This is a genomic window from Clostridium nitrophenolicum, from assembly GCF_055391695.1.
Map to the genome: position 1 here is coordinate 1,095,607 of NZ_AP042469.1, position 22,739 is coordinate 1,118,345.

The following is a 22,739-nucleotide window of genomic DNA, read 5'->3' on the forward strand; positions in this document are numbered from 1 at the left end:
TACAAAATTTAAAGTTTAGTATATACTATAACTGTATTAATATTATTAATACAGTTATAACGGAAGGAGGGAGCATATGTTTCAATTAGATATTAGAAGTAGATTGCCTATATATGAACAGTTGGTGGAAAAATTTAAAGAACTTATAATAAGTGAGGTATTAAAAACAGATGAACAGCTTCCCTCGGTGAGGGCTCTTTCAAATGAAATTACTATAAATCCAAACACTATACAAAAGGCATACAGAGAACTAGAAAGACAGGGCTACATTTATTCTATACCGGGAAAAGGAAGCTTTGTAGCACCTATGATGCCAAATGAAAATGCTGAAAAAATAAATAAATTAAAAGAAGAATTGATTAAAATTTTATCGGAAGCTATGTATTTGGGGATGAAAAAAGAGGAGATTATGAGGATAGTTTCTGAGGTTGATGACATGATTAGGGGGGGAAAAAATCATGATTGAAGCAAAAAATGTAAGTAAGCATTTTGAAGACTTAGATGCACTAAAAAATGTAGATATTCATGTAAATAAAGGATCTATTTATGGGTTAGTGGGCTCAAATGGAGCAGGTAAAACGACTCTTATAAAAACCTTAGTTGGTGTATATAAACAGGATAAAGGTGAAGTGTTTATTGATGGTAAAGAAGTATTTGAAAATACAGAGTTAAAATCAAGAGTTATATTCATACCAGATGCCCTTTACTTCTTTTCGCAATACAGCATAAAAGATATGGCTAGATTTTACAGAAGGATATATGAAAGATGGAATAATGAAAGATACGAAAAATTGAAAGAGGCTTTTAATATTGATGAAAACAAGAAAGTACATAGACTTTCTAAGGGAATGCAGAGACAGGTTGCTTTTTGGCTTGCACTATCAGCTATGCCGGATGTACTTATTTTGGATGAGCCTCTAGATGGATTAGACCCTGTTATGAGACAAAAGGTAAAAAGTTTAATAATACAAGATGTAGCAGAAAGACAGATGACGGTGCTCATATCCTCTCATAACTTAAGAGAGCTAGAGGATTTATGTGATCATATTGGAATACTGCATGAAGGTTCTTTAATACTTGAAAAGGAATTAGACGACCTAAAATCAGATATTCATAAAATTCAGGTAGCCTTTAAGGGAGAGATATCAGATGAAATACTGCAGAATGTTAACGTACTTTATGAGGAACAAAGAGGCAGTATAAGGCTTATTATTGTTAGAGGTAAAAAAGAAAATATATTAAATCAGATTAACAAATATAACCCTGTAATTTTAGACATTTTGCCTTTAACATTAGAGGAAATTTTCATCTATGAAATGGGGGATGTAGGATATGAAATCAAAAACATCATTTTTTAGTAAGGGAATATTTTTTGATGATTTAAGAAAAGTTGGATGGATTGGTGCTGCATATTTATTAGTTTTATTTTTTGTTGTACCTCTTCAAATATTAATGATGTACAGTGCAGATAAAATATATAAGGATGCATTTCAAAGCTTATTTCATTTTAGAAATTCGGAAATTCAAGGGTTACTTGTAGTAACAGTTCCAGTTTTGCTTGCTATTTTTCTTTTTAGATATATTCAAGTGAAAATATCATCAGATATGATTCATAGTCTGCCAATAAAAAGAAGTGCTTTGTATATGAGTCATGTCATTATGGGAGTTATATTATTAATAGTGCCTGTATTAATTATTGCGGCAATATGCATAATCATGAAAAGTACGCTGGACTTAGGGCAATACTATAGAATTTATGATGTTATACAGTGGTGTGGAATCACAATTTTAATGGACATGGTATTTTTCTTTAGTTGTGTATTTGTAGGAATGATTGTAGGACTTTCAGTAATGCAGGGAGTATTAACTTATATTTTTCTATTTCTACCAGCAGGATTAATGGCTTTATTGACCTTTAATCTTGAGGTGTTCTTGTATGGGTTTATTTATAATTTAGATGATGGAATAAATAAACTTTCACCTATAGTAAGGATTCTTTACGGGTTTAATGGGTTTAATGAGTTTGATAAAGCTATGAGTACAACAGAAATAACAGTTTATATTGCTTTGTGTATTATTTTATTTTTTTCTGCTATCTTTGTATACAGCAAAAGAAAGTTAGAAGCTGCAACACAACCAATTGCTTTTAAAACTTTGCAATATGTTTTTAAATATGGAGCAACATTCTGTATGATGCTGGTTGGAGGGCTATATTTTCTACAAACACAGAAAAAATTAAGCTGGATTTACCTCGGGTTTTTAATTGGTTCCTTAATAGGTTATTTTGCAGCAGAAATGATATTAAAAAAATCTATATGGGTATTTAAAAATATAAAAGGTTATATTATTTATGCTATTGCTATGGTGGTCATGATAACTGGAATCAATCTTGATATTGTTGGTTATGAAAAAAAGCTTCCAGGCTTAAATGATGTTAATAAAATATACTTTAGCGAAGGTTATTATAATGAGAAATTTCAAAAATACAATATGGATACATACTATGATAAAAACAATTTGAAGTATATTTATGATTTTCACAAAAAGCTTATAGAAGATAAAAACAAAAATAAGTATAAAGATGATAAAGACTTGAGAAGCATTTTTTTTATGTACGAATTAAAGGATGGAAGCAAAATTCAAAGAGGTTATAGAATAGATTATGATGAATATAAAAAGTATTTAAAACCTATATATCAATGCTCAGAATTTAAGAAAAATAGATATGATATTTTAAAGGCTGATGCTTCTGACATAGAAAAAATCACTATTCATCCTTCTTTTGGTGTTAACAAGCAGTCGGTAATAGTAAAACCAGAAGATATAAAAGAGGCATTAGATGTATTAAAGCAGGATATTAATAATGAAACTTATGAAGATATGGACAATAAAAAAACAGGATGGGCAGACATAAGCTTTATGGTTGCAGCAGATAAACTAGATAAGTATCCCAAATTAAAAGATAAAGGACTTCATGGTGATGATAAACAAATTCACACTACATGGAGAAAATCATATAAATTATTTGAAGAATGGTTGAAAAAGAAAGGTTATATTGAGAATGCAAGAGTACTGCCAGTGGATATACAATATGCTGTAGTAGAAAAGATTACTAGCACTCAGCAGTTAGAGGAAAAACGTAAAAATGGTCAATTCATAAATGGCAACAATGTAAAAAGACTAGAAATAAAAGACAAAAACCAAATAGAAACTTGTTTAAGAAATTATGATTATCCTCACAATAACAGTAATGCAAAATATGTTATAGGATTTTATAACAATGAAAAGAAAAATGTAGAGTATGGAAGCTTTGATGAAAATAATGCTCCAGACTTTGTAAAAGATTATTTTAATAAATAAGAAAATCAGCTTACACCCTGGGCAGATTGCTATCCCCTAGGTGTAAGCTGATTTTTTTGCTGTATTTGTGTATATTACTTATTAACTTTTTTGTCATAAACTTTCTCGAGCAAAGTTGTAACTCCAACAAATACAATAATGCATATTCCTAAGTCCAGCATGACATCTGGATTAAAAATTCCACCTTTAAAAGAATAACTAAAATTAGTAAGCTTGTAGATTATACGAGTAATTAATAAAGTTAAAACAACTCCTGCTGCATTAATCTTTAGTGCCTTAGCTTTCATTTCATCACCTCTAAATTTTGTGTACATATCATTATAATTCTGTAATGACTAAAGAATCAAGAAAATTACAAGAAAATTATCAAAAAATTTAAGATTTTAAATTAAATGTTGAAGTTTTTGATAAAGTGTTCAGTTAATAGTACAAAATTTTAATAACAAATATTAATATATATATAATAAAATTGTTGATTTATATCAAAATTGAAGTTATTGTTTAATATATATAGATAATTTTGTAATATTAAAATTATTTAAAACTTGCAAGAACCTATTTAGAAGATATCGATGAGGTGATAATATGAAAAAAAGCGATATTTTTAATGAACAAGGTAAGCGTAAGTGTGAATGTATTTTTGACAAGATATTTAGATTAAATCCCAATCTAATAGCTATCTCTGCATATGAAGATGGAAGAATTTTAGAGTGCAATGAGGCGGTTTTAGATAATTTTGGATATAAAAAAGCAGATGTTATAGGAAGAACAGCCTTGGAATTAGGCATATGGATTAACAAAGAAGATAGGTTAAGATATATTGATGCTCTTAGAGAAAGAGGAAGTATAAAAGATTTAGAAATAAATATTAGAGTTAAATCAGGTGAGATAAGAAGTTATTCGGTTGTATCACAAATTATTGAGACAGATGGAATAAAGTGCATACTTTACTTTTTTAAAGATATTACAGAAAAAAATGCCGCTGAAAAAGAGCTTTTAAAAAGTGAAAGAGAGTTTAGAGGAATATTTGAACAAGCAGCTGTTGGCATTTGCTACTTATCATTAGAAGGCATGTTTATCAAAACCAACAATAAGTTTTGTGAGATAGTAGGATATACAAAAGAAGAACTCATAGATATGAACTTTAAACAAATTACTCATCCAGAGGATTTAGAAAAGGACTTAAAACTTTATTATAAAACACTAAATAATGAAATGGAAACTTATACTGTAGAAAAAAGATACATAAGAAAAGATTTTTCAATAGTATGGGTAAGCTTAACTGTATCATTGTCTCTTGATGGAAACTTAAAGCCTCAATATCGTATTGCAGCTGTTATAGATATTACAGAAAAAAAATTACAGGATGAAGCAATAAAAAAGCTGAATGAGGAATTGGAAAAGAGAGTAGAAGAGAGAACAAAAGAACTTAAAGATACTCTTGATAAATTACAGAAAAGAGATACACAAAGAAGGATTGCGGAGGATCATCTTAGAGAGGCGTATACATTTAACAGGAAGGTTATCGAATGTTCTCCCATAGGTATAATGACTTATAATTTAGAAGGACAATGTGTATCAGTAAATGATGAGGCTGTAAGAATAGCAGGATCTACTAGAGAAGAACTGCTCAAACAAAATTTTAAGTATAATGAGACTTGGAAAAAATATAATCTTTATGATGCAGCTATAAAAGCCTTAAGTACTGGAAAAGAAGAAAGAATAACTGTTAACATGGTCACTACCTTTGGAAATAAAGTATGGCTTGAATGTAGGTTTGTTCAATTTAGTATGAAAGAAGAAACCCATTTGCTGTTTTTGTCTAATGATATAACCAATCAAAAGGTTATGGAAAACGAAATTTCATTATTTTTCAATACAGCATTAGATATGCTATGTGTATATGACTTTGACGGATACTTTAGAAGAATTAGCCCTACATGGAGCAAAACTCTAGGCTGGAGTGAAGAAGAGTTATATTCAAAATCATTTATAGAACTTGTTCATAAAGAAGATAAGACTAAAACCATTGATGTTTTGAAGAGGTTGAATACTGGAGGACAAGTAGTAAGATTTGAAAATCGGTATCTGTGTAAAGATGGAACCTATAGGTGGCTTGCTTGGAACTCTTATGGATATTTAGAAAGAAGAATTATCATAGCAACAGCAAGAGATATCACAGAAAGTAAGAATACAGAAGAGATGCTTAGAAATGCAAAAGAAATGGCGGAAAAAGCGGATAAGGCAAAAAGTGAATTTTTAGCAAATATGAGCCATGAAATTAGGACACCGTTAAATGCTATTATTGGTTTTAGTGAAATACTTTATTCAGAAGAAAATGATGAAAAGCATAAAAACTATCTAGAATCCATAAATATTGCTGGAAATAGTCTATTAAATATTATAAATGATATTTTAGATCTATCTAAAATTGAAGCTGGGATGATGAAACTCCAGGTTATTCCTATTAATCCAAGGAGAATACTTGAGGAGATTGAGAGGATATTTCGTAGGGAGATCTCTCAAAAGGGGCTGCAGTTTTACGTTGAAATTGGTAGTGAAATTCCAGACACACTTCTTCTTGATGAAACAAGAATAAGGCAGGTACTTTTAAATTTAGTTGGAAATGCTGTTAAGTTTACTGATAAGGGATATATTCGGCTATCTATGAAAAAGCATTTTTCTGGCTCTGTTTATCAAGATAAACTTAATTTAGCTATTTCTGTTGAAGATACTGGTATAGGGATACAGGAAAGTGATTTGGAAAGTATATTTGAATCTTTTAAACAACAACATGGACAAAATAACAGGAAATATGGAGGAACAGGTCTTGGTCTTTCAATAAGTAAAAGATTAGCGGAAATGATGAATGGAAGGTTAACGGTTAAAAGTGTTGTTGGTAAAGGGAGTGTATTTACATTAATAATTCAGAATTTAAATGTATCAAATCTAAAGCCTGTCAGTGAAAATAACAATGAAAGTCAAATTACAAAAATATTGTTTGAAAATAAAAAAGTTCTTATTGCCGATGATGTAGATTCAAATAGAATTATTTTGAAAGAAATACTTGAAAAAGTAGGATTACAAGTTGTAATGGCACAAAATGGATTTGAGGCATTAGATATATTATCTAAAGAAAAACCAGATTTAATTATTATGGATATTATGATGCCTGAGATGGATGGTATAGAAGCCACAAAAAAAATTAAAAGCTCAAAAGATACCGCATCTATACCGATTATTGCATTAACTGCTACTGTAAAGTTTGAGGAGGATAGAAGCATCGATAGTGTACAGTTTGATGGTGCTATATATAAACCAGTTACTATTTCCAGATTACTAGAGGAAATTACAAAGTTTATTCCAAGTATTAAAGAAAAAAGCACAGAAAATAGACAATTGGTTATTAAAAATGAGAGCACACTCTCTCCGTTATTAGCAAAACAGTTAGTGGACACTATTTCTCCATATGTTTCAAAGCTTAAAATAGCAGTAAGAGGAACTGTTGCAGAAGAACTTTCAGAGTTACTAATTACATTGGGAGAACAACATAATATAAAGTATTTATATGAAGAAGGGGTAGAGTTAAAGAAGGCTGTTGGATACTTTGATGTAATAAAAATTAATGAATGTGTTGTACACCTTGAAGATTGGTTGAATAGATTAATATATGTGGGGGGTGATATGTAATGGAAAGCTTAGATAATGCACTTGTAATGATTATAGATGATAATCCTGAAAATCTTAAATATCTTGCAAGCATAGTTAAAAAGAGCGGTTACGAATATGTAATGTCTTTAAACGGAAAACAAGCCTTTGAATTTTTAAAAAGTGAAAAACCAGATATCATTTTATTAGATATAATGATGCCTGAGATGGATGGATACGAGATATGTCAAAAGCTAAAAAGTAATGAAAATACAAAAGATATACCAGTTATTTTTGTTACTGCAAAGACAGAAATAGATGAAATTGTTAAAGGTTTTGAGGTAGGCGGAGTTGATTATGTAACAAAACCCTTTAATTCCGTTATTTTAGAATCCAGAATACGGACCCATATTGAACTTAAACGATCAAAGGATAAATTAAAGAAATATATTGCTAAACTTGAAGAAACTAATACAATACTGGAAGAAGAAAAGGAACGCTCGGACTATCTTGCCAATAGAGATTATCTTACTGGAATTTTTAACAGACGTTATATGGTTGAAAGAATGAAGGAAGAGTATGCTAGATTTTTGAGATATAAAGAGATATTCGCTATAGGTATATTTGATATAGACAACTTTAAGAAGGTTAATGATACTTATGGACATGAATGTGGTGATTTTATATTAGTGTCCTTAACAAAATCAATAAGTGAATCTATAAGAAAAATGGACTGCTTTGCAAGGTGGGGAGGAGAAGAATTTATTGTTATGCTTCCTAAAACTGATTTAGAAGGTGCAGCAGTTTTATTTGAAAAGATTAGGAAAAAGGTGGAGAACACAAAATACAGCTACAATAATTTTAATTTAAATATAACTTTTACCTGTGGAATTGCAGAGATTTCTAATGAAGAAACTATAGATAACTGTATAGTTCGTGCAGATAAGGCATTGTATAAAGGGAAAATTAGCGGAAAAAATCAAATAGTAAAGGGATAGGTATATAATTATATACCTATCTTTTTTTATTAAAGTTAGGACTCTTATTTGACCTAAAAGGTGGTCTACTTGCTTTTGGGTCCATAATAATTCCTCTATGTATCTCCTTTGGTTCAATTGTTATCTCAAAGTTCTTTTCATATCTTTTAATTACTGACTTTTCCTTTATTGTAACTAGTGAAATGGCAGTTCCAGTTTTTCCGGCTCTTCCAGTCCTTCCTACTCTATGAAGGTATTCTTTTGGGTCTTCGGGTAAATCTAAATTAAATATATGAGTTACATCTTTTACATCTAATCCCCTTGCCGCTAAGTCTGAGGCCACAAGAATTTGAATTTTTCCGCTTCTAAAACCCTCTAAAGCTTTCTTTCTTTCTTCTTTTGAGGCATTACCAAATATTCCGTATGCTTTAATATGGTGATGTTGAAGTTTTAGTGCAGTAAGCTGAGTTTCTTCATTTTTGTTTATAAATACAATGGCTCTTTCAGGATTTATAGAAGCTATAAGCTTTCTCAATAACTCAATCTTATCTCTTTGCTCCACAGTAAAATACATATGATAAATATTAGGGTTAACTAAAGATTCTTCTTCAATTTTTATAATTTTAGGTTCTTTCATTAAATCTTTTGCTATTTTAAGTGTTTCATCATTTATAGTTGCTGAAAATATCATAAGCTGTCTGTCTCTCATTGTAGTCTTAATAACATCTTTTACTGAAGATAGGTTGTTTTGAGATAGCAGTCTGTCGCCTTCATCAATAACAATAGTCTTTATGGTATGAGCACTTATTTTTCTCATTTTAATAAGTTCAAGTATTCTCCCTGTAGAACCTACAATTATGTGAGGTTTTTCTTTTAATTTTTCCACTTGTCTCTTTATGTTAACTTCTCCTATTATAGCAGCAGAAGTTACTGGAATATTAGAGTTTTCAGATAATAACTTTATTTGGTTATTTATCTGCATAACTAATTCATGGGTTGGAGCTAATATAATAGCTTGCATCTCTCTTTTTGTATTATCTATCTTTTCAAATATAGGCAACAGATAAGCAAGAGTTTTTCCACTTCCAGTCTGCGATTGACCTATTACATCAATATTTTCAAGTGCAGCAGGTATTATTTTTTCCTGTATATCAGTAGGTTCAGTTATTCCTTCTTTTTTTATTCCTTCTATCAAATTTTTATTTAATCCTAATTTATCAAAAGGGGTCATGTTATTTATCTCCTTCAGATTTAAATTTTGCCTTGTTAAAAACTCCTATAATTTTATACTTACTACCCTTGTTTGTCAAATGAATTTAATTTGATGAAAAGCCTAAGTGACTTTTCATGAGAGACTTATCAATGTCAATTGATAAGTTGGTATGATGACTAGGATTTGAGTTTATCAAAGATTCTTAGATATTAAATAATAAGGTTCTAATGCTAAATTCTGAGCACTAGAACCTTATATCTCTATATATAATTAACCGTTATCTATTTCATTAAGTAATTTTGTAAAATAATCTATATGAGCTTTTTCTTCATCTATTAATTTAAATAATACTTCTTTAACTTCACCTTCTGTAATTCCCTGATACATTTTTGTATAAACTTCTACAGTAAGCTTTTCAGACTTAACAGCGTATTCTATAGCAGATTTTAAATCTTTGAAAGCATCTTCAGAAGGTTCTTTTTTATCAAATACCTTATCTTCTATTAAAGCTTTTAAATAAGATGTTACTTCAGCATCAAAGAGGTAATCATAATCTACATCTTTTCTACTTGATAAATCATTATATAACTTTGTAAATTGCTCTTTGTGGAGAAACTCTTGTCCTGCAGCTGCTAATAAAAAGTCTTTTATCTTTCCAGTTGTGTATTTAGCTCCATTAGTATAGAAGCTTCGTCCTTCTTCCTCCATTAATATAGCAATTTTTAGTATTTCTAAACCATTAAATGTATTTGATGACATTATACCCCACCCCTTCTTATAAATATGTAATGTTCAAGAATACCATAAATATTCAGTATATGATGTAAATAATATAACATACAAACTTTAGATAATACAAGTATAAATTTAAAATTTATTTTAAAATACTGATTATTATTTAATAAAATATACTTGGTATACAGCAATCAAGGGAATTAAATATATAAATCAATAACTTGAGTATTTATAATGTTGTTATTATTATCAATAAAAAAGCTATCAATGGCTTTAGACATTGATAGCTTTTAGTTAGATATTATTAATCTAGACATTCTATTAGACACTCTTCAATAACATCTTCTGTAATTATAAATACATCTAAAAAGTTCATTTTAATACCTCCTAATACTACGACTTAATAGAATTGTCGCAACAAATACTATAATGGTAGTATTGTTAGTACAAAAACCAACGAAATTTTAAAAATTAGGGACTAAATTAGAAGATGGAGTTTGAAGATTCTCAGAATTGCTAGCTAAGATATTCGATCATTTTTCTAATTTTATATAACTCTAATATTTGAAAAAAATTTGATTTTGCAAATGTACCTTGCAACTATTCTATAATATAAATTAATTTTACCGCGGATATATAATTATAACATATCCTAAAAAAAATACAAGCTAATTATTAATTTCTTTCGTGGGAAATCATTTCCTTTATGATATTTAGATATGATTGAGACACATCAGGAAATACTGTCAGCATAGTATCTATAACGTAATCAATACTACTATCATCTATTTTTTTAGCTCTGTTATCATTGTCTAAAATCATACCTTCGCTATCTAGGTTGTCATATATAACAGCTACAATTGGAGATTGCATAACCATATCATTTTCTATACACCTCTCTGAGTAGTATAATGCTCCATCCATAACTATAAGTTGTCCATACACATATTCTTTTTGGGAGGTGCTGTTATTATGGTCATTATCAAAAGCATATTGCGTATGCTCTACGTGTTTAATATCAAGTCTATAGCTATCTTCTTTTCTTGTTAAAACACATCTTACCTCTAGCTCAAGTAGTCTTTTTTTCATATGTTTAGAGAAGTTTTCACCAAATTCATTAATAAACATCTTCATGGATATTGTTTTTTTCATTTTATAATTTTTTTTCACTATAAATAATCTCCTTTATAATGTAATATCTTAAAAACTACAAATATTACCGTTGAATAAAAAGCCACCTTTGGAAAGGTGGCAGAACGATTGCTGTTTATATATTAAAATTTAATATAATACAAAACTAAATTTATAGTTTTACAACGTTAGTTGCTTGAAGACCTCTAGGTCCTTTTTCAACATCGAACTGAACTTTTTCACCTTCTTCAAGGCTCTTTCTAGGAGCGTTTCCTTGAATTGCTGAGAAGTGAACAAAAACATCACTTTCACCTTCAATTTCAATAAATCCGAATCCTTTTTCTGAGTTAAACCATTTTACTGTTCCGATTTTCATTAATTATCCTCCTAAGACAAAACATTTTAGATTAATACACCACATTTTTGTAATAATCATGTTTTGTTAGCAATTCTTATATTATATCATTAAGTTTTTTCAAAATCAAGAAAATTATTACGATTCCCTTGATCAAGTTTCGAAAACAATTAATATTTAGTTCAAAACTATAGAGTTTACAACTAGAAAGCCTATATGAAATAATCTTATACCTAGAGTTATTTTGTGTTAATATTAGAATATATATTAACTATAATAGCGAGGGAAAAGTATATGGTTTTAAGTAGAAATGACAAATGGATAGAAGATATTGATTTGCTGACTTTAGAACTTCCTAATAGGCATAAAAATTTATTTTTCAATAAATCAAAGGAAGAGTTTTTAAAAGAAATAAAAGAATTAAAGAGAAAAATTAAAAATTTAGATGAATACGAAATCAGAGTAAATTTAGCTAAAATAGTTGCGGATATAAGGGATGCTCATACCGGCATTATGTTACCTGTTAATTTTCTTTGCCCCATAGAACTATATTGGTTTAAAGATGGAATATATATAATATCAACCATTGAAAAATATAAACACATAGAAAATTGTAAGATAATTAAAGTTAATGGTATGGATATAAAAGAAGTTATCAAAGTTTTAAGTTCTATTGTTTCCTATGAAAATGAGGCTTTGTGTAAAGCTCAACTTCCTAAATATTTTCCTGCTATTGAGCTTTTATATGGATTAGAAATTATTGATACCATTGATAACTTGGAATTGACTATTGAGGATAGAAACAAAAAAATAAAAAACATAGAAATTGAGTCCTTACCAATAAGAGAAGTAAGAAAGAAGCTTAAAGAAAGCCAAAAGTCTATGTTAAAGGATAATAGCTTACCTCTTTATAGAAAGAACTTTGATAAATATTATTGGTATGAATACATGGAAGAGTTCAAGGTTGTTTACTTTAAATATAATGCCTGCAAAGAGATGGAAGATAAAAGTGTTTTTGATTTTGGTAAAGAGCTAATAAAATTTATTAATGAAAATCAAGTTGATAAACTTGTTATAGACTTACGTAACAATTCTGGAGGCAACTCTACCTTATTAGAGCCATTTATTGAGGACCTAAAAGCTTGCGATAAAATAAATAAAAAGGGTAATCTCTTTATAATAGTAGGTCGTGAAACTTTTTCTTCCGCTTTATTAAATGTATTCTCACTACAGAAATATACTAATGCTATATTTTTAGGAGAGGCTACAGGGGGGAAACCTAATTGCTATGGAGAGGTAGAGAGATTTACACTAAAAAATTCTGGCTTAACAGTGTGCTATTCTACTAAATACTATAAAATTATTGAAGACGATAGTTTACCAAGCTTTTATCCAGAGGTGAGTTTAGATTTAACTATAGAAAATTATATTAAGAATGAAGATCCTTTTTTAGATTATGTTTTAAAGTTCGAGTAAAAAGGCAAGGAAAGTGGATGTTATACGTCTCGCTGACCTTGCCTTAAATTTTGTATAAATATAATGTAATTAAGTGGATATCCTATTAATATGTAACCTTACAGGGAGGGAAATACATGAATAAATTTATTACAAACAGGCAAATTTCTCTCATGTTGTACTGCACAATTGTTGGGTATGGGGTTATTAATTTACCTAGGGACGCGGCAAAGAGTGCTGGATTGGGTTCTTGGTTTTCACTGCTTGTTTTAACAATTATATTTATTGCAATTGCTTATATAATTACATATCTCCAATATATTTTTGAAGGTAAAACGCTTTATGAATATAGTCAGCAATTAGTAGGTAAAACTATAACATATATATTTTTAACTGTATACATATTATACTTTTTTCTAAGCTTTACTATGTTAACAAGAATATATGCTGAAACTTTAAAAATGATCATTCTTAATAAAACCCCTGTAATAGCCATATGTGCTCTATTCTACATAGTTGTATTTTATGCCTTAGCAAAAGGAATAAATGTTGTCGCAAGAGTATGCGAACTATATGGGATTTTGAATATTATTGGATTTATGTTTATAAACACACTTTTACTTACAAAGGGAAGGCTTGTTCATATACGTCCCCTATTTGTTGTGCAAGATTTAGGAATTTATTTTAGTGCAGTATTTAAAATTGTTCTTGCCTTTTTAGGAATGGAAATACTCTTTGTTCTGCCTCTCAGCAGACAACATAATAAAAAAGTATTAAAATACACAACTTTTATTGTAGGTTTTATTGGTATTATATACATTTACATAGTAGAGTCAGTAATATCAGTAGTTGGAGTAGATTCGCTAGTGCATTATGAGGTATCTTTACTTGATGTTATAAGAGGTACTGATATATACTATCTTGAATTTTTTAGAAGGCTTGATGGTATATATATGATATATTGGTCCATGAATATAGTTTGTGCTATGTGTTTATGGGGATATGGAGCAATTACTTTTACAAGTAAAATAATTAAAAGAATAAAATATAAATATATTGTAACAGGCGTAGTTATTATGTCATTTATAATAGCTCAAATTCCAAAAACAAAAGATCAAATAGAATTGATTATTAAATATAATTCTTATTTGGGAGCTATAGCAACAATAGTAATACCAGTTATTCTACTTATAATTACAAAGGTGAAAAAATATGATAAAAAGATACAATAAGATAATAATTATGTTACTACTGGCATTATTTTTAACAGGATGCTGGGATTATAGGGACATTAATAGAAGGAGTATTAACCTTTCTATAGGGGTAGATGATGTAGAAAATCAATTGGAGTTTACTGGTGAAATAGCAAAGCTTACTGCAAGTAATACCCAGGGAAGGGGTATGTTGCAAGTTGTAGATGTATATAAGTATAGATCTCTAGGAAAGCATTTTGAAGAGTCAAACGCTGACTATAATGTTAAAATTCCTTTTCAGGATTTTGCAGGAGCAGCAAGAGTAATAGCATTTAGTAAAAAGTATGCTGAAAAAAAGGGTATAGAAGCTTATATAAATAGAGCCTACTTTACTGTATGGCTTAGAAATTCTGTACCCGTAGTAATATGTAAAGAGCCAGCAAAGGAACTGTTTACAGGGAGAATTGAAAACGACATATTTATAGGCTATGGAATAGAAGATACAATTAGATATTTAGATGAAACTGGAGCAACATTACATAAAACAGTACAAGATATACAAACAGATATCCAATTCGGAGACATAGGGTTGTTACTGCCCTATATTACTAAAGAGGATAACAAAAATATTAAATATTTAGGTTTTGCAGTAATGAAAGATTCAAAGTTAATTGACATCATAGATTATAAAGAAAGTACAGGATTTTTATATCTAGTAGCAAAAAAAACAACTGTAGAACGTGTTATTCCACATCCCCAAAATGGAAAAAATTTGGTTTCTGTCAAGCCTGTTCTTGGAAAAAGAACTATAAGAACAAAGTATGAAGATAACAAAATCAATATATATATAGATTTAAAATTAAGTGCACAAATTCAATATGAATATAGCATAGAACCCTTAAGTAAAGCTGAAGTGAAAAAAATAGAAGACATAGTTTCCAATATGACAAAAGAAGAGGTTATGCGTGCGATAAAGCGTTCACAAAATGAAATGCAGTGCGATGTATTCGGATTTGCCAAATATTTTAGGGCTGAACATCCAATAGAATACAAAAAGATGAATTGGAAAGAGGAATACCCAAAAGCAAATTTTCATGTCAATGTAAAAACAACTATAAAAAATACTAGCATATTAGATCCAAATGGTAAAAAACCAGATTAAAGGAATGATAATATGATTAAACAAGATAACTACAGAACTAAGGTTGAAGAGCTAACAAGAAATATAACTGGATTGATTTCAAGAAAATTAGTTATTAAAGAGAAAGAGATCTATATATTATATATTCCACAAATAACAAACAGAGATGGCTTATCTGAAAATATTATAAAGCCGTTATTGCAATATGATGGGGCACAAATATTAACAGCAGAATTAATAATAAGTTCAGTTATATATATAGATGACGTTTTTTCTGACGAGGATGAAAATAAAATAATAAATTATATTGTAGCAGGAAAGTCCATTATTCTTATATCTGGGGAATGTAGATATATAGTGGCAAATACTTTAAAAATAGAAAAGAGAAATATTCAATCACCAGAAATTGAATCAGGAATTAGATCGCCAAAGGATGCCTTTAATGAGAATTTAGATTCAAATTTGTCTCTAATACGCTATAGAATAAAAGATCAATCGCTAAAAATAGATTATTATATAATTGGAAGAAGAACAAAAACCCCTGTTGCTGTAATTTACCTTGAGGGTGTTGCAAACCCAAATTATGTTGCTGAAATTAAAAAAATACTGGGGGAAATAGACATTGATGGTGTCATAGAATCAGGATATATACAAAAGGCTATATCTAATAAAAGTGGTTTGTTATTTCCACAAGTAGGTATTAGTGAAAGATCAGATACAGCATGTGCTAATATACTAGATGGAAAGGTATGTATCATAATAGAGGGAAGTAATTTATCATTAATAGCGCCTAAAAACTTTATTGAATTTCTTGACGCTAGTGATGATCATTATGATAATGTTTATGCAGCAGTATTTTTCAAGTTTTTAAGATTTTCATCTTTAATGATAGCATTAACGCTATCATCTATATACGTTACTGTAGTTGCTTTTCATCCGGATATTCTTCCAGCACATTATATTTTAACACTTGCAGCTTCTAGAGTTGGAGTACCTATAAATGCTCTAATAGAATCTATAATGATGGAAGCAATATTAGAATTGCTAAGAGAAGCAAATCTAAGGCTTCCAAAGCAAATAGGCTCCTCTATAAGTATAGTAGGAACTATCGTTATTGGTCAGGCAGCAGTTTTCGCAGGACTTGTAAGTCCTCTTATGGTAATAATTGTAGCATTATCTTCTATGGCATCCTTTGCCATTACAGATTATACTTTGATGAATCCTATAAGACTGTTAAAGTTTCTTATGATCATATTTTCTGGGATATTTGGAATATTTGGATTTATAATGGGTTTGACTGTTATAGTGATAAAGGTAGCATCCATTGAAAACTTTGGAATACCATATACTGCACCTGTAGCACCTTTTAATTTTAAGGATTTAAAGGATCATATTATAAGTAATCCATTAAAAGATAATGATAGACCAAGGTTTCTGCATCTGAAGAATAGAAAGAGAAAGTAAATTATAGGAGCATCTTTACTTTATCGGAATTATATGGTAAAATGACATGATTATCTACATAGATTCTACATTTTGATTACAATCAGAAAGATGACATTACTAGATTATATAAAGCCAAAAGCTATATATATCAAATAAAGTAAAATTTAAATCCTATGGGGATTGTACGCTGTTAGCTGTAGAATCCCCATAGGATAAATGTTAATCATCAATAAAGTCCCTGTAGGATTTTTTCATAATATGATTTAGGAAGATAACTCCGTTGATTGGCATACCTTTTTTTCTAGCCAATTTTTACCCTCTACCAACCTTGCTACCAGCATAGCACATACTGTATTTCCTGTAGAATTCAACAGTGTAGCTGGAGCGTCTATAATTGTACTTATGACAGCTATTATAGGTAAAACCTCAGGAGAAAAACCATAAATACTTATAATAAGCATCTCACCAATCATACCACCACCAGGAATAGCACCCATAACAGCGCCTACTAGGAAGGAGATGACTATTATACCTAATATTGATGATATACTGCTCATATCCTTACCGAATAATCCAAGTAAGAAAACAATTTTCATAACTCCACCAAATACGGAGCCATCTTTATGAGTATTAGCCCCAAGTGGAATTACAGTTTCAGCTATATCCTTTGGAACTCCCATTTTTCTTGTGTATTCGAGATTAGTCGGTATACAAGCGGCACTTGAACAAGTGGCAAGGGCTGTCACTGATGGAGCTATGGCATTTCGCCAGAAAGTGGTTACACCTTTTTTTCTACCGGATATAAATGCATATATAGTAAAGAAACCAAAGTAGTAAATAGCAGCTAGAGCCAAATATAAAATGAACACTCGGAGGTATCCTTTAAGTATTTGAGTACCAAGCTGACCGATCATGGATGCAAAATAACAACCAAGACCTATAGGTGCATAATACATTATAATACTAACAAATTTCATCATTACATTTGTGCCGGACTCTAGGAGCACAGCAATAGGTTTGCCCTTTTCGCCAATGATCGCTGTAGATGTGCCAAATAGTACTGAAAATACTATAAGTTGAAGCATATTTTTTCTTGAAAATAAAGCTGGAAAGTCAGAGACTGTAATAGTATTTACAAGCTGTTGAAGTATTCCAGGGTATTCAGAGGCTTTTGGAGCATCTGATGATTTAGCTATAATGCTTTGAATTGCGGCAGGATCTACTCCCTTAGTAGGATTGACAATTAATGCTCCAATCAATCCAATAATTGCAGCAACAAATGCTGTACAGGTAAAAACTAGAACTACACTAGCCATGATTTTTCCAAGTCTTTTCATTCCATTCATATTAGCAATAGCCGAAGAAACACTGAAAAATACTAATGGAACTATAATCATGAACATTAAGTTTATGAATAAAGTACCAAAAGGTTCAAGTAGGGATGCCTTTGGTCCCATAAATATTCCTATAATTCCACCTAAGATTATAGAACATAATAGTACAATAGAAGATTTGTAAGAATTAAAAAATGATTTCATTGATAAACTCCCCCTAAAAGTAAATTATTACAAACTTTATTTAAATATATTATTTTCTTATGTATATATGAAACTCCTTCTCCTGTCGTCGAATGAGTACTCGCTGAGTAAGTGACTCACTCCAAATTACAGATTTGAGTTCGCTACTTAACCGATCATCTCAAAATCATAGATTTTGGATGCCTACTTAAGATTTTGGATGTCTGCTTATATTATACTATAAATTTTTGCATAGTCTATTGCTAAAAATGCTTATTATATTGCAAAAGATGCTTTATTAAAATTAAGCAATATTTTTGGCGAAATGATTATAATCATAGAATCTTTGATTATAATTTGGTAAAATATTAATTAAAAAATATCTATACTTTTAAATTAGGAGAGATTAATATGAGTAGCCATTTTGGTAATTTGCAAAAAATAAGAAACGGTAAAAGAAAGTTTTCAATAACTCCATATATTCCAGGAGGATTCATAACTCCTGAAGCCCTCGAAAAAATAGCTCAAGTAACTAAAAAGTTTAATGGAGTTTTAAAAATAACTTCTGGTCAGAGAATTATGATAACAAATTTAGAAGAAAGTGATTTACCAGCTATATGGGAAGAGTTAGGTATGGAACCTGCTGTAAGAAAGCAAAACTCTGTTAAAAATGTGGAGATGTGTCCAGCAGGATTCTGTAAAAGATCAAAATACAATACTATAGGTACAGGTATGAAACTAGCAAGAAAATATCAATGGATGGATATGCCTTGTAGAACTAAAATAGGTGTTGCAGGATGCAGAAATGCCTGTGGAAGTGTATATAGCAAAGATGTAGGCGTAATAGCAGATATTACAGGCTTTATGGTAGTTGTAGGAGGTTCTGCAGGATACAATCCTAGAATGGCAGATATCATAGCAGTTGATTTAAGTGAGGAGAAAGCATTAAGATTAGTAGATAAAATTTTTGACTATTATAAAGAAACTGCAGAGGATGGGGAAAAACTAGGATTTTTTATTGATAGAATTGGAGTAGAAAATTTTAAAGCCGAAGTTTTAAAGAGAGCAGAACTTCTGTAAATTTATAACGGAGCAAATTTTGCTTCGTTATTTTTATTGTAACAATGGGTATTAGAATAAAATTTTTATATATGTAAATTATATAATAAGTAAAGCATTTTAATTTGGAATGGAGAATAAGAATGAAAATAGGTCTTATAAGGCATTTTAAAGTAGATCTAAAAAAAAGCAGATTTATGTCATCAAAAGAATATAATAAGTATATTTCAGATTATGATATATCAGAGGTAATACCTAATGAAATTGTTGTTGATAAGGAATGGGATAAATGTTATTGTAGTAGTCTGAGCAGAGCGGTTACTACTGCTAAAACTGTATATGATGGTGAATTAATTATAACTGATAAGCTGGTAGAAATTCCATCAGCAGCATGGAGAAACATTAGATTCAAAATACCTTATAATGCATGGGCCTTGCTAAATAGACTTGCGTGGATTAGAAATCACGTTTCTCAGCCAGAGGGTAGAAAAACCACATTAAAAAGAGTTAATGAAATTTTAAACACGATATTAAAGGAAAAAGATAAAAATATATTAATTGTAAGCCATGCTGGTACTCTTTATGAAGTACAAAAGATGTTAATTAAAAAAGGATTCAGAGGCAACTACTTTTTAAAGCCTAGAAATGGAAAATTATATGTTTTTGAAAACAAAAAATATTAATAAAATGATAGAATGCAGAGAATGTTACTCTGCATTTTTATTTTTTCGCTCTTTACCACCGTGAGTATATCCTATTACTTCAAAATTTTTAGAAAGTGTACTTAAAAATTCGTCATACCAAGGACACTTAGACCTTATGCATGATGATAAATGAATTGTGTCCACACCAATTTCTTTCATTCTTTCAGCCCTGCTTATAACCTGATCTATTGAATTTTCACTGCATCCGTTACAGTGAACGAAGCTTAACAGTTGAGACTCCTTGTCATAGTTCTCAAATGAAGCAGCTCTGTTATTAAAAGCTTTAAAACACCCCGATCCAGAGCATCTTTTAGATACTTCAAAACAATTTATAATACCTATTTTTTTCATCTAGTTTCTCCTTTGTTGAGTGATATGCCTATATGAGAATAATATCATAGAAATAACTATTTTCCTGTGACAGTTATCACAAATGGAAGAGGATTTTATGTATCAATTAAATCTATCTCATTATTACATAAAGCATTTTACCTGCTACAGCAAGAGACATTGTTACGAATATAGGTTTTATAACCTTAGCTCCTTTATTTAATGCAACTTTAGTTCCAAGTCTTGCACCTAATATCATAAATATTGCTATTGGTATACCTAATTTTAAATTAATTTGTCCTCTCATAGCAAACATTATTACTGCAGCAACGTTTCCTATAAAATTTAAAGCTTTGCAGTTGCCACCTGCCCTGACAAAGTCAAATCCAAATATATTTATTAGGCCAAATATTAAAAAAGAGCCTACACCAGCGCCTAAAAATCCATCATAGAATCCTAAACATAGAGCAAGAATAATACCTAGTGTTATATTTTTTCTTGAAAAGCCATTAAATCTATCTTCCATACCAGCAGTTTTCGAAAATAAGCTATATATCCCTACAAATAGTAAAAGTATGAGAACTATGGTATTAAGGTAATTCCCATTTATTTTAAGTACTGTATTTACCCCTAAGATAGCTCCTAAAAAACTAAAAGGGGCTAAAATTTTTAAGAGATAAAAATCCACTTTATCAGATTGAGCAAATTCTATAGAACTAATAAGTGTAGAACAGCAAGAGCAAAATTTATTTGTTCCAAGCACCAAATGAGGTGGAAGGCCTGAAAGTAAAAAAGCTGACAAGCTAATAATTCCTCCCCCTCCTGATATACAGTCTATAAAACCAGCAAGGAATCCAGCAATGCATAGAAATATTAAAGTATTAATAAAAATCCCCTCCTCAAGTAAGTGATATAGGGTAATAGGCGGTCAGTTAACTTATACCCCGGGCTATGCTTCCAAGCTTCAGTCCGTTAAAAACTTTTAGTCAGTCTAAAGCTTGTGTTCCAAGACAACCTAAGAACTTTCGAGAACTCGCTGCGCTCAAACAACTCTAAAGTTCTAAGGTTCTCTTAAAACTCTTCACTAAGACTGACACAAAGTTTTTAAATCTATCTTCAGCTTTGGAAACATATCCCTCTGCATAAGTTAACTTTCTGGTTATTCCGCCTATATAAGGTTATAATTCTAAAAGTTATCGCATCCATCTTATATTTATAATTGTAGCAGAAGGGAAACCATATAAAAAATATTCAATACATATTATAGGTATATGAAAAAAATATACATATTCTTTTACATAAGTGAATACCTAGATTAGGTATATATCCAACATCGATAATTAGCTTAATCAAGGTACCCCTATGAATATCGCTAATAAGTTAAGTACCCAAGGTGGATATCTATAGGGAAACTAACTTTGAATCATACATATTTAACAGATTTGGCCAGCGTTATTGACAGAAAAGTATGAATATGGTATATTATGAACAAAGTTCATTAATAGGAGGATAAAATGCCAAAGTTAATTGAAAATGCTAAGGAAAAAATAATAATTCAAGGAAGAAAAACTCTTTTAGAAGAGGGATATAAAGGTCTGAATATAAGAGAAATTGCCAAACAGTGCGATATAGGAACAGGAACCTTTTATAATTATTTTAGAAATAAAATAGAGCTTGTAATAGAAATTTTTCAAGATGATTGGAATAAGACCTTGAATATTATAGAAAGTTTAAAGTTAACTGATGAACCTTTTAAAGAAAAAATAAGAAAAATATATGAATCCTTACAGGGATTTGTAGATGATTATATTTCAATTTTTTATGAAATTGCAAATGAGGAAAAGCAAGGGTATCACTGTAGAGAAAAAGATAGTTTTACAAAGTTATATACAGAAATAGGAGAATTAATTGAACTTGAGAGGAAAAAAGGAAATATAACATCTAAACTTGATTCTGAAAAACTCTCTTATTTTATTATTTCTAATCTTACATATTTAAGCAAAAATAAATATATGTCATTTGATGAACTTTATGATCATTTAAAAATATAATTTTTTTAAACTTACATGAATAAAGTTCACCTAATCTATTGGCTATCTTAGGTTTAATACTATTATAATTATAAGAAATGGCGAAAGAGCTTCTCACATTAAAATATTAAAAAACTGTTTACTAATTATAAATATTACTGTATAATAATTAACATAAGTGAATAACTGAGGTAGAGGCGCGGGATTTAAGAGTAAAACTGCAGAGGTAAGCACAATGAAGCAGTTTAAAAGGAAATTTCGCCGAAGCGTACAGTAAATGCTTTAGTACTGTATAGCTGGGGTTGCATAGAATATATGCAAGACTGTCACAAAGAGGATTTTGTGGTGAGCTATCATTCGTTGTATATTAATATGTATGTTTTAGTAATTAATGTAAATTCATATTAAATGCCTTGAGTGTATGCTCAAGGCATTTTTTACGTTT

Annotated in this window: 20 protein-coding genes and 1 riboswitch; of the genes, 12 read left to right on the plus strand and 8 right to left on the minus strand. The window is 29.8% G+C overall.

The features are described 5' to 3' along the window. Positions 1–76 precede the first annotated feature (76 nt). From ACZ5N4_RS05050 to ACZ5N4_RS05060, 3 genes are read left to right on the plus strand one after another with little or no spacing between them, the layout of a single operon-like run. A complete protein-coding gene (locus ACZ5N4_RS05050; RefSeq protein ID WP_464207728.1) occupies positions 77–466 on the plus strand; it encodes a GntR family transcriptional regulator in 390 nt (129 codons plus the stop codon). Continuing rightward, complete coding sequence (locus ACZ5N4_RS05055; RefSeq protein WP_464207730.1) at positions 459–1,358, plus strand: ABC transporter ATP-binding protein; 900 nt, start codon at positions 459–461, stop codon at positions 1,356–1,358. The genes ACZ5N4_RS05050 and ACZ5N4_RS05055 overlap by 8 nt, the downstream gene beginning before the upstream one ends. Continuing rightward, positions 1,333–3,360 (plus strand): DUF6449 domain-containing protein, encoded by a 2,028-nt coding sequence (locus tag ACZ5N4_RS05060; RefSeq protein WP_464207732.1) that lies wholly within the window; start codon positions 1,333–1,335, stop codon positions 3,358–3,360. Before ACZ5N4_RS05055 ends, ACZ5N4_RS05060 begins: the two co-directional genes overlap by 26 nt. Positions 3,361–3,434: 74 nt before the next feature. Here the strand turns inward: ACZ5N4_RS05060 and ACZ5N4_RS05065 are convergent, their stop codons facing one another. Further along, on the minus strand, positions 3,435–3,647 hold the full coding sequence (locus ACZ5N4_RS05065) for a hypothetical protein (RefSeq protein WP_464207734.1): 213 nt from the start codon (positions 3,645–3,647) through the stop codon (positions 3,435–3,437). A gap of 298 nt (positions 3,648–3,945) precedes the next feature. Between ACZ5N4_RS05065 and ACZ5N4_RS05070 the strand changes: the two genes are divergently transcribed. Beyond that, a complete protein-coding gene (locus ACZ5N4_RS05070; RefSeq protein WP_464207735.1) occupies positions 3,946–7,050 on the plus strand; it encodes a PAS domain S-box protein in 3,105 nt (1,034 codons plus the stop codon). Then, positions 7,050–8,006, plus strand: coding sequence for a diguanylate cyclase (locus ACZ5N4_RS05075; RefSeq protein ID WP_464207736.1), 957 nt, complete (start codon positions 7,050–7,052; stop codon positions 8,004–8,006). The genes ACZ5N4_RS05070 and ACZ5N4_RS05075 overlap by 1 nt, the downstream gene beginning before the upstream one ends. Positions 8,007–8,022: 16 nt before the next feature. Here the strand turns inward: ACZ5N4_RS05075 and ACZ5N4_RS05080 are convergent, their stop codons facing one another. The 4 genes from ACZ5N4_RS05080 to ACZ5N4_RS05095 all read right to left on the minus strand — a co-directional run bounded on the left by ACZ5N4_RS05080 (position 8,023) and on the right by ACZ5N4_RS05095 (position 11,440). Next, on the minus strand, positions 8,023–9,225 hold the full coding sequence (locus tag ACZ5N4_RS05080) for a DEAD/DEAH box helicase (RefSeq protein ID WP_464210835.1): 1,203 nt from the start codon (positions 9,223–9,225) through the stop codon (positions 8,023–8,025). A gap of 243 nt (positions 9,226–9,468) precedes the next feature. Further along, positions 9,469–9,957, minus strand: a complete 489-nt coding sequence (locus tag ACZ5N4_RS05085) for a ferritin family protein (protein WP_464207738.1) — start codon at positions 9,955–9,957, stop codon at positions 9,469–9,471. 651 nt (positions 9,958–10,608) lie between these two features. Next, entirely contained in the window at positions 10,609–11,103 is a 495-nt protein-coding gene (locus ACZ5N4_RS05090; protein ID WP_464207740.1) for a hypothetical protein, read from the minus strand. Between the two features lie 133 nt (positions 11,104–11,236). Further along, positions 11,237–11,440, minus strand: a complete 204-nt coding sequence (locus ACZ5N4_RS05095) for a cold-shock protein (RefSeq protein ID WP_178908451.1) — start codon at positions 11,438–11,440, stop codon at positions 11,237–11,239. 273 nt (positions 11,441–11,713) lie between these two features. Here ACZ5N4_RS05095 and ACZ5N4_RS05100 point away from each other — a divergent pair, with 273 nt between their 5' ends. The 4 genes from ACZ5N4_RS05100 (at position 11,714) to ACZ5N4_RS05115 (ending at position 16,672) form a co-directional block, all read left to right on the plus strand. After that, entirely contained in the window at positions 11,714–12,895 is a 1,182-nt protein-coding gene (locus tag ACZ5N4_RS05100) for a S41 family peptidase (RefSeq protein WP_464207742.1), read from the plus strand. Between the two features lie 116 nt (positions 12,896–13,011). Beyond that, positions 13,012–14,106, plus strand: coding sequence for a GerAB/ArcD/ProY family transporter (locus tag ACZ5N4_RS05105; RefSeq protein ID WP_464207744.1), 1,095 nt, complete (start codon positions 13,012–13,014; stop codon positions 14,104–14,106). Beyond that, a complete protein-coding gene (locus tag ACZ5N4_RS05110) occupies positions 14,087–15,229 on the plus strand; it encodes a Ger(x)C family spore germination protein (protein WP_464207745.1) in 1,143 nt (380 codons plus the stop codon). The genes ACZ5N4_RS05105 and ACZ5N4_RS05110 overlap by 20 nt, the downstream gene beginning before the upstream one ends. 12 nt (positions 15,230–15,241) lie before the next feature. Beyond that, the gene (locus ACZ5N4_RS05115; protein ID WP_464207746.1) at positions 15,242–16,672 is read left to right on the plus strand and encodes a spore germination protein; all 1,431 of its coding nucleotides are present in this window, start codon (positions 15,242–15,244) and stop codon (positions 16,670–16,672) included. Between the two features lie 245 nt (positions 16,673–16,917). Here the strand turns inward: ACZ5N4_RS05115 and ACZ5N4_RS05120 are convergent, their stop codons facing one another. Then, on the minus strand, positions 16,918–18,192 hold the full coding sequence (locus ACZ5N4_RS05120; protein WP_464207748.1) for a dicarboxylate/amino acid:cation symporter: 1,275 nt from the start codon (positions 18,190–18,192) through the stop codon (positions 16,918–16,920). Between the two features lie 390 nt (positions 18,193–18,582). On the opposite strand from ACZ5N4_RS05120, the gene ACZ5N4_RS05125 reads away from it, so the two are divergent. Beyond that, complete coding sequence (locus tag ACZ5N4_RS05125; RefSeq protein ID WP_464207749.1) at positions 18,583–19,251, plus strand: nitrite/sulfite reductase domain-containing protein; 669 nt, start codon at positions 18,583–18,585, stop codon at positions 19,249–19,251. Between the two features lie 122 nt (positions 19,252–19,373). Continuing rightward, the gene (locus ACZ5N4_RS05130) at positions 19,374–19,913 is read left to right on the plus strand and encodes a histidine phosphatase family protein (protein WP_464207750.1); all 540 of its coding nucleotides are present in this window, start codon (positions 19,374–19,376) and stop codon (positions 19,911–19,913) included. A 24-nt stretch (positions 19,914–19,937) separates the two neighbouring features. Here the strand turns inward: ACZ5N4_RS05130 and ACZ5N4_RS05135 are convergent, their stop codons facing one another. Together ACZ5N4_RS05135 and ACZ5N4_RS05140 are read right to left on the minus strand one after the other, a co-directional pair. Then, complete coding sequence (locus ACZ5N4_RS05135) at positions 19,938–20,285, minus strand: CGGC domain-containing protein (protein ID WP_464207752.1); 348 nt, start codon at positions 20,283–20,285, stop codon at positions 19,938–19,940. A 112-nt stretch (positions 20,286–20,397) separates the two neighbouring features. Continuing rightward, positions 20,398–21,150, minus strand: coding sequence for a sulfite exporter TauE/SafE family protein (locus tag ACZ5N4_RS05140; RefSeq protein ID WP_464210837.1), 753 nt, complete (start codon positions 21,148–21,150; stop codon positions 20,398–20,400). 628 nt (positions 21,151–21,778) lie between these two features. On the opposite strand from ACZ5N4_RS05140, the gene ACZ5N4_RS05145 reads away from it, so the two are divergent. Then, entirely contained in the window at positions 21,779–22,315 is a 537-nt protein-coding gene (locus ACZ5N4_RS05145) for a TetR/AcrR family transcriptional regulator (RefSeq protein ID WP_464207753.1), read from the plus strand. Between the two features lie 163 nt (positions 22,316–22,478). Then, a riboswitch (Lysine riboswitch) is annotated at positions 22,479–22,655 on the plus strand. Positions 22,656–22,739: the final 84 nt, after the last annotated feature.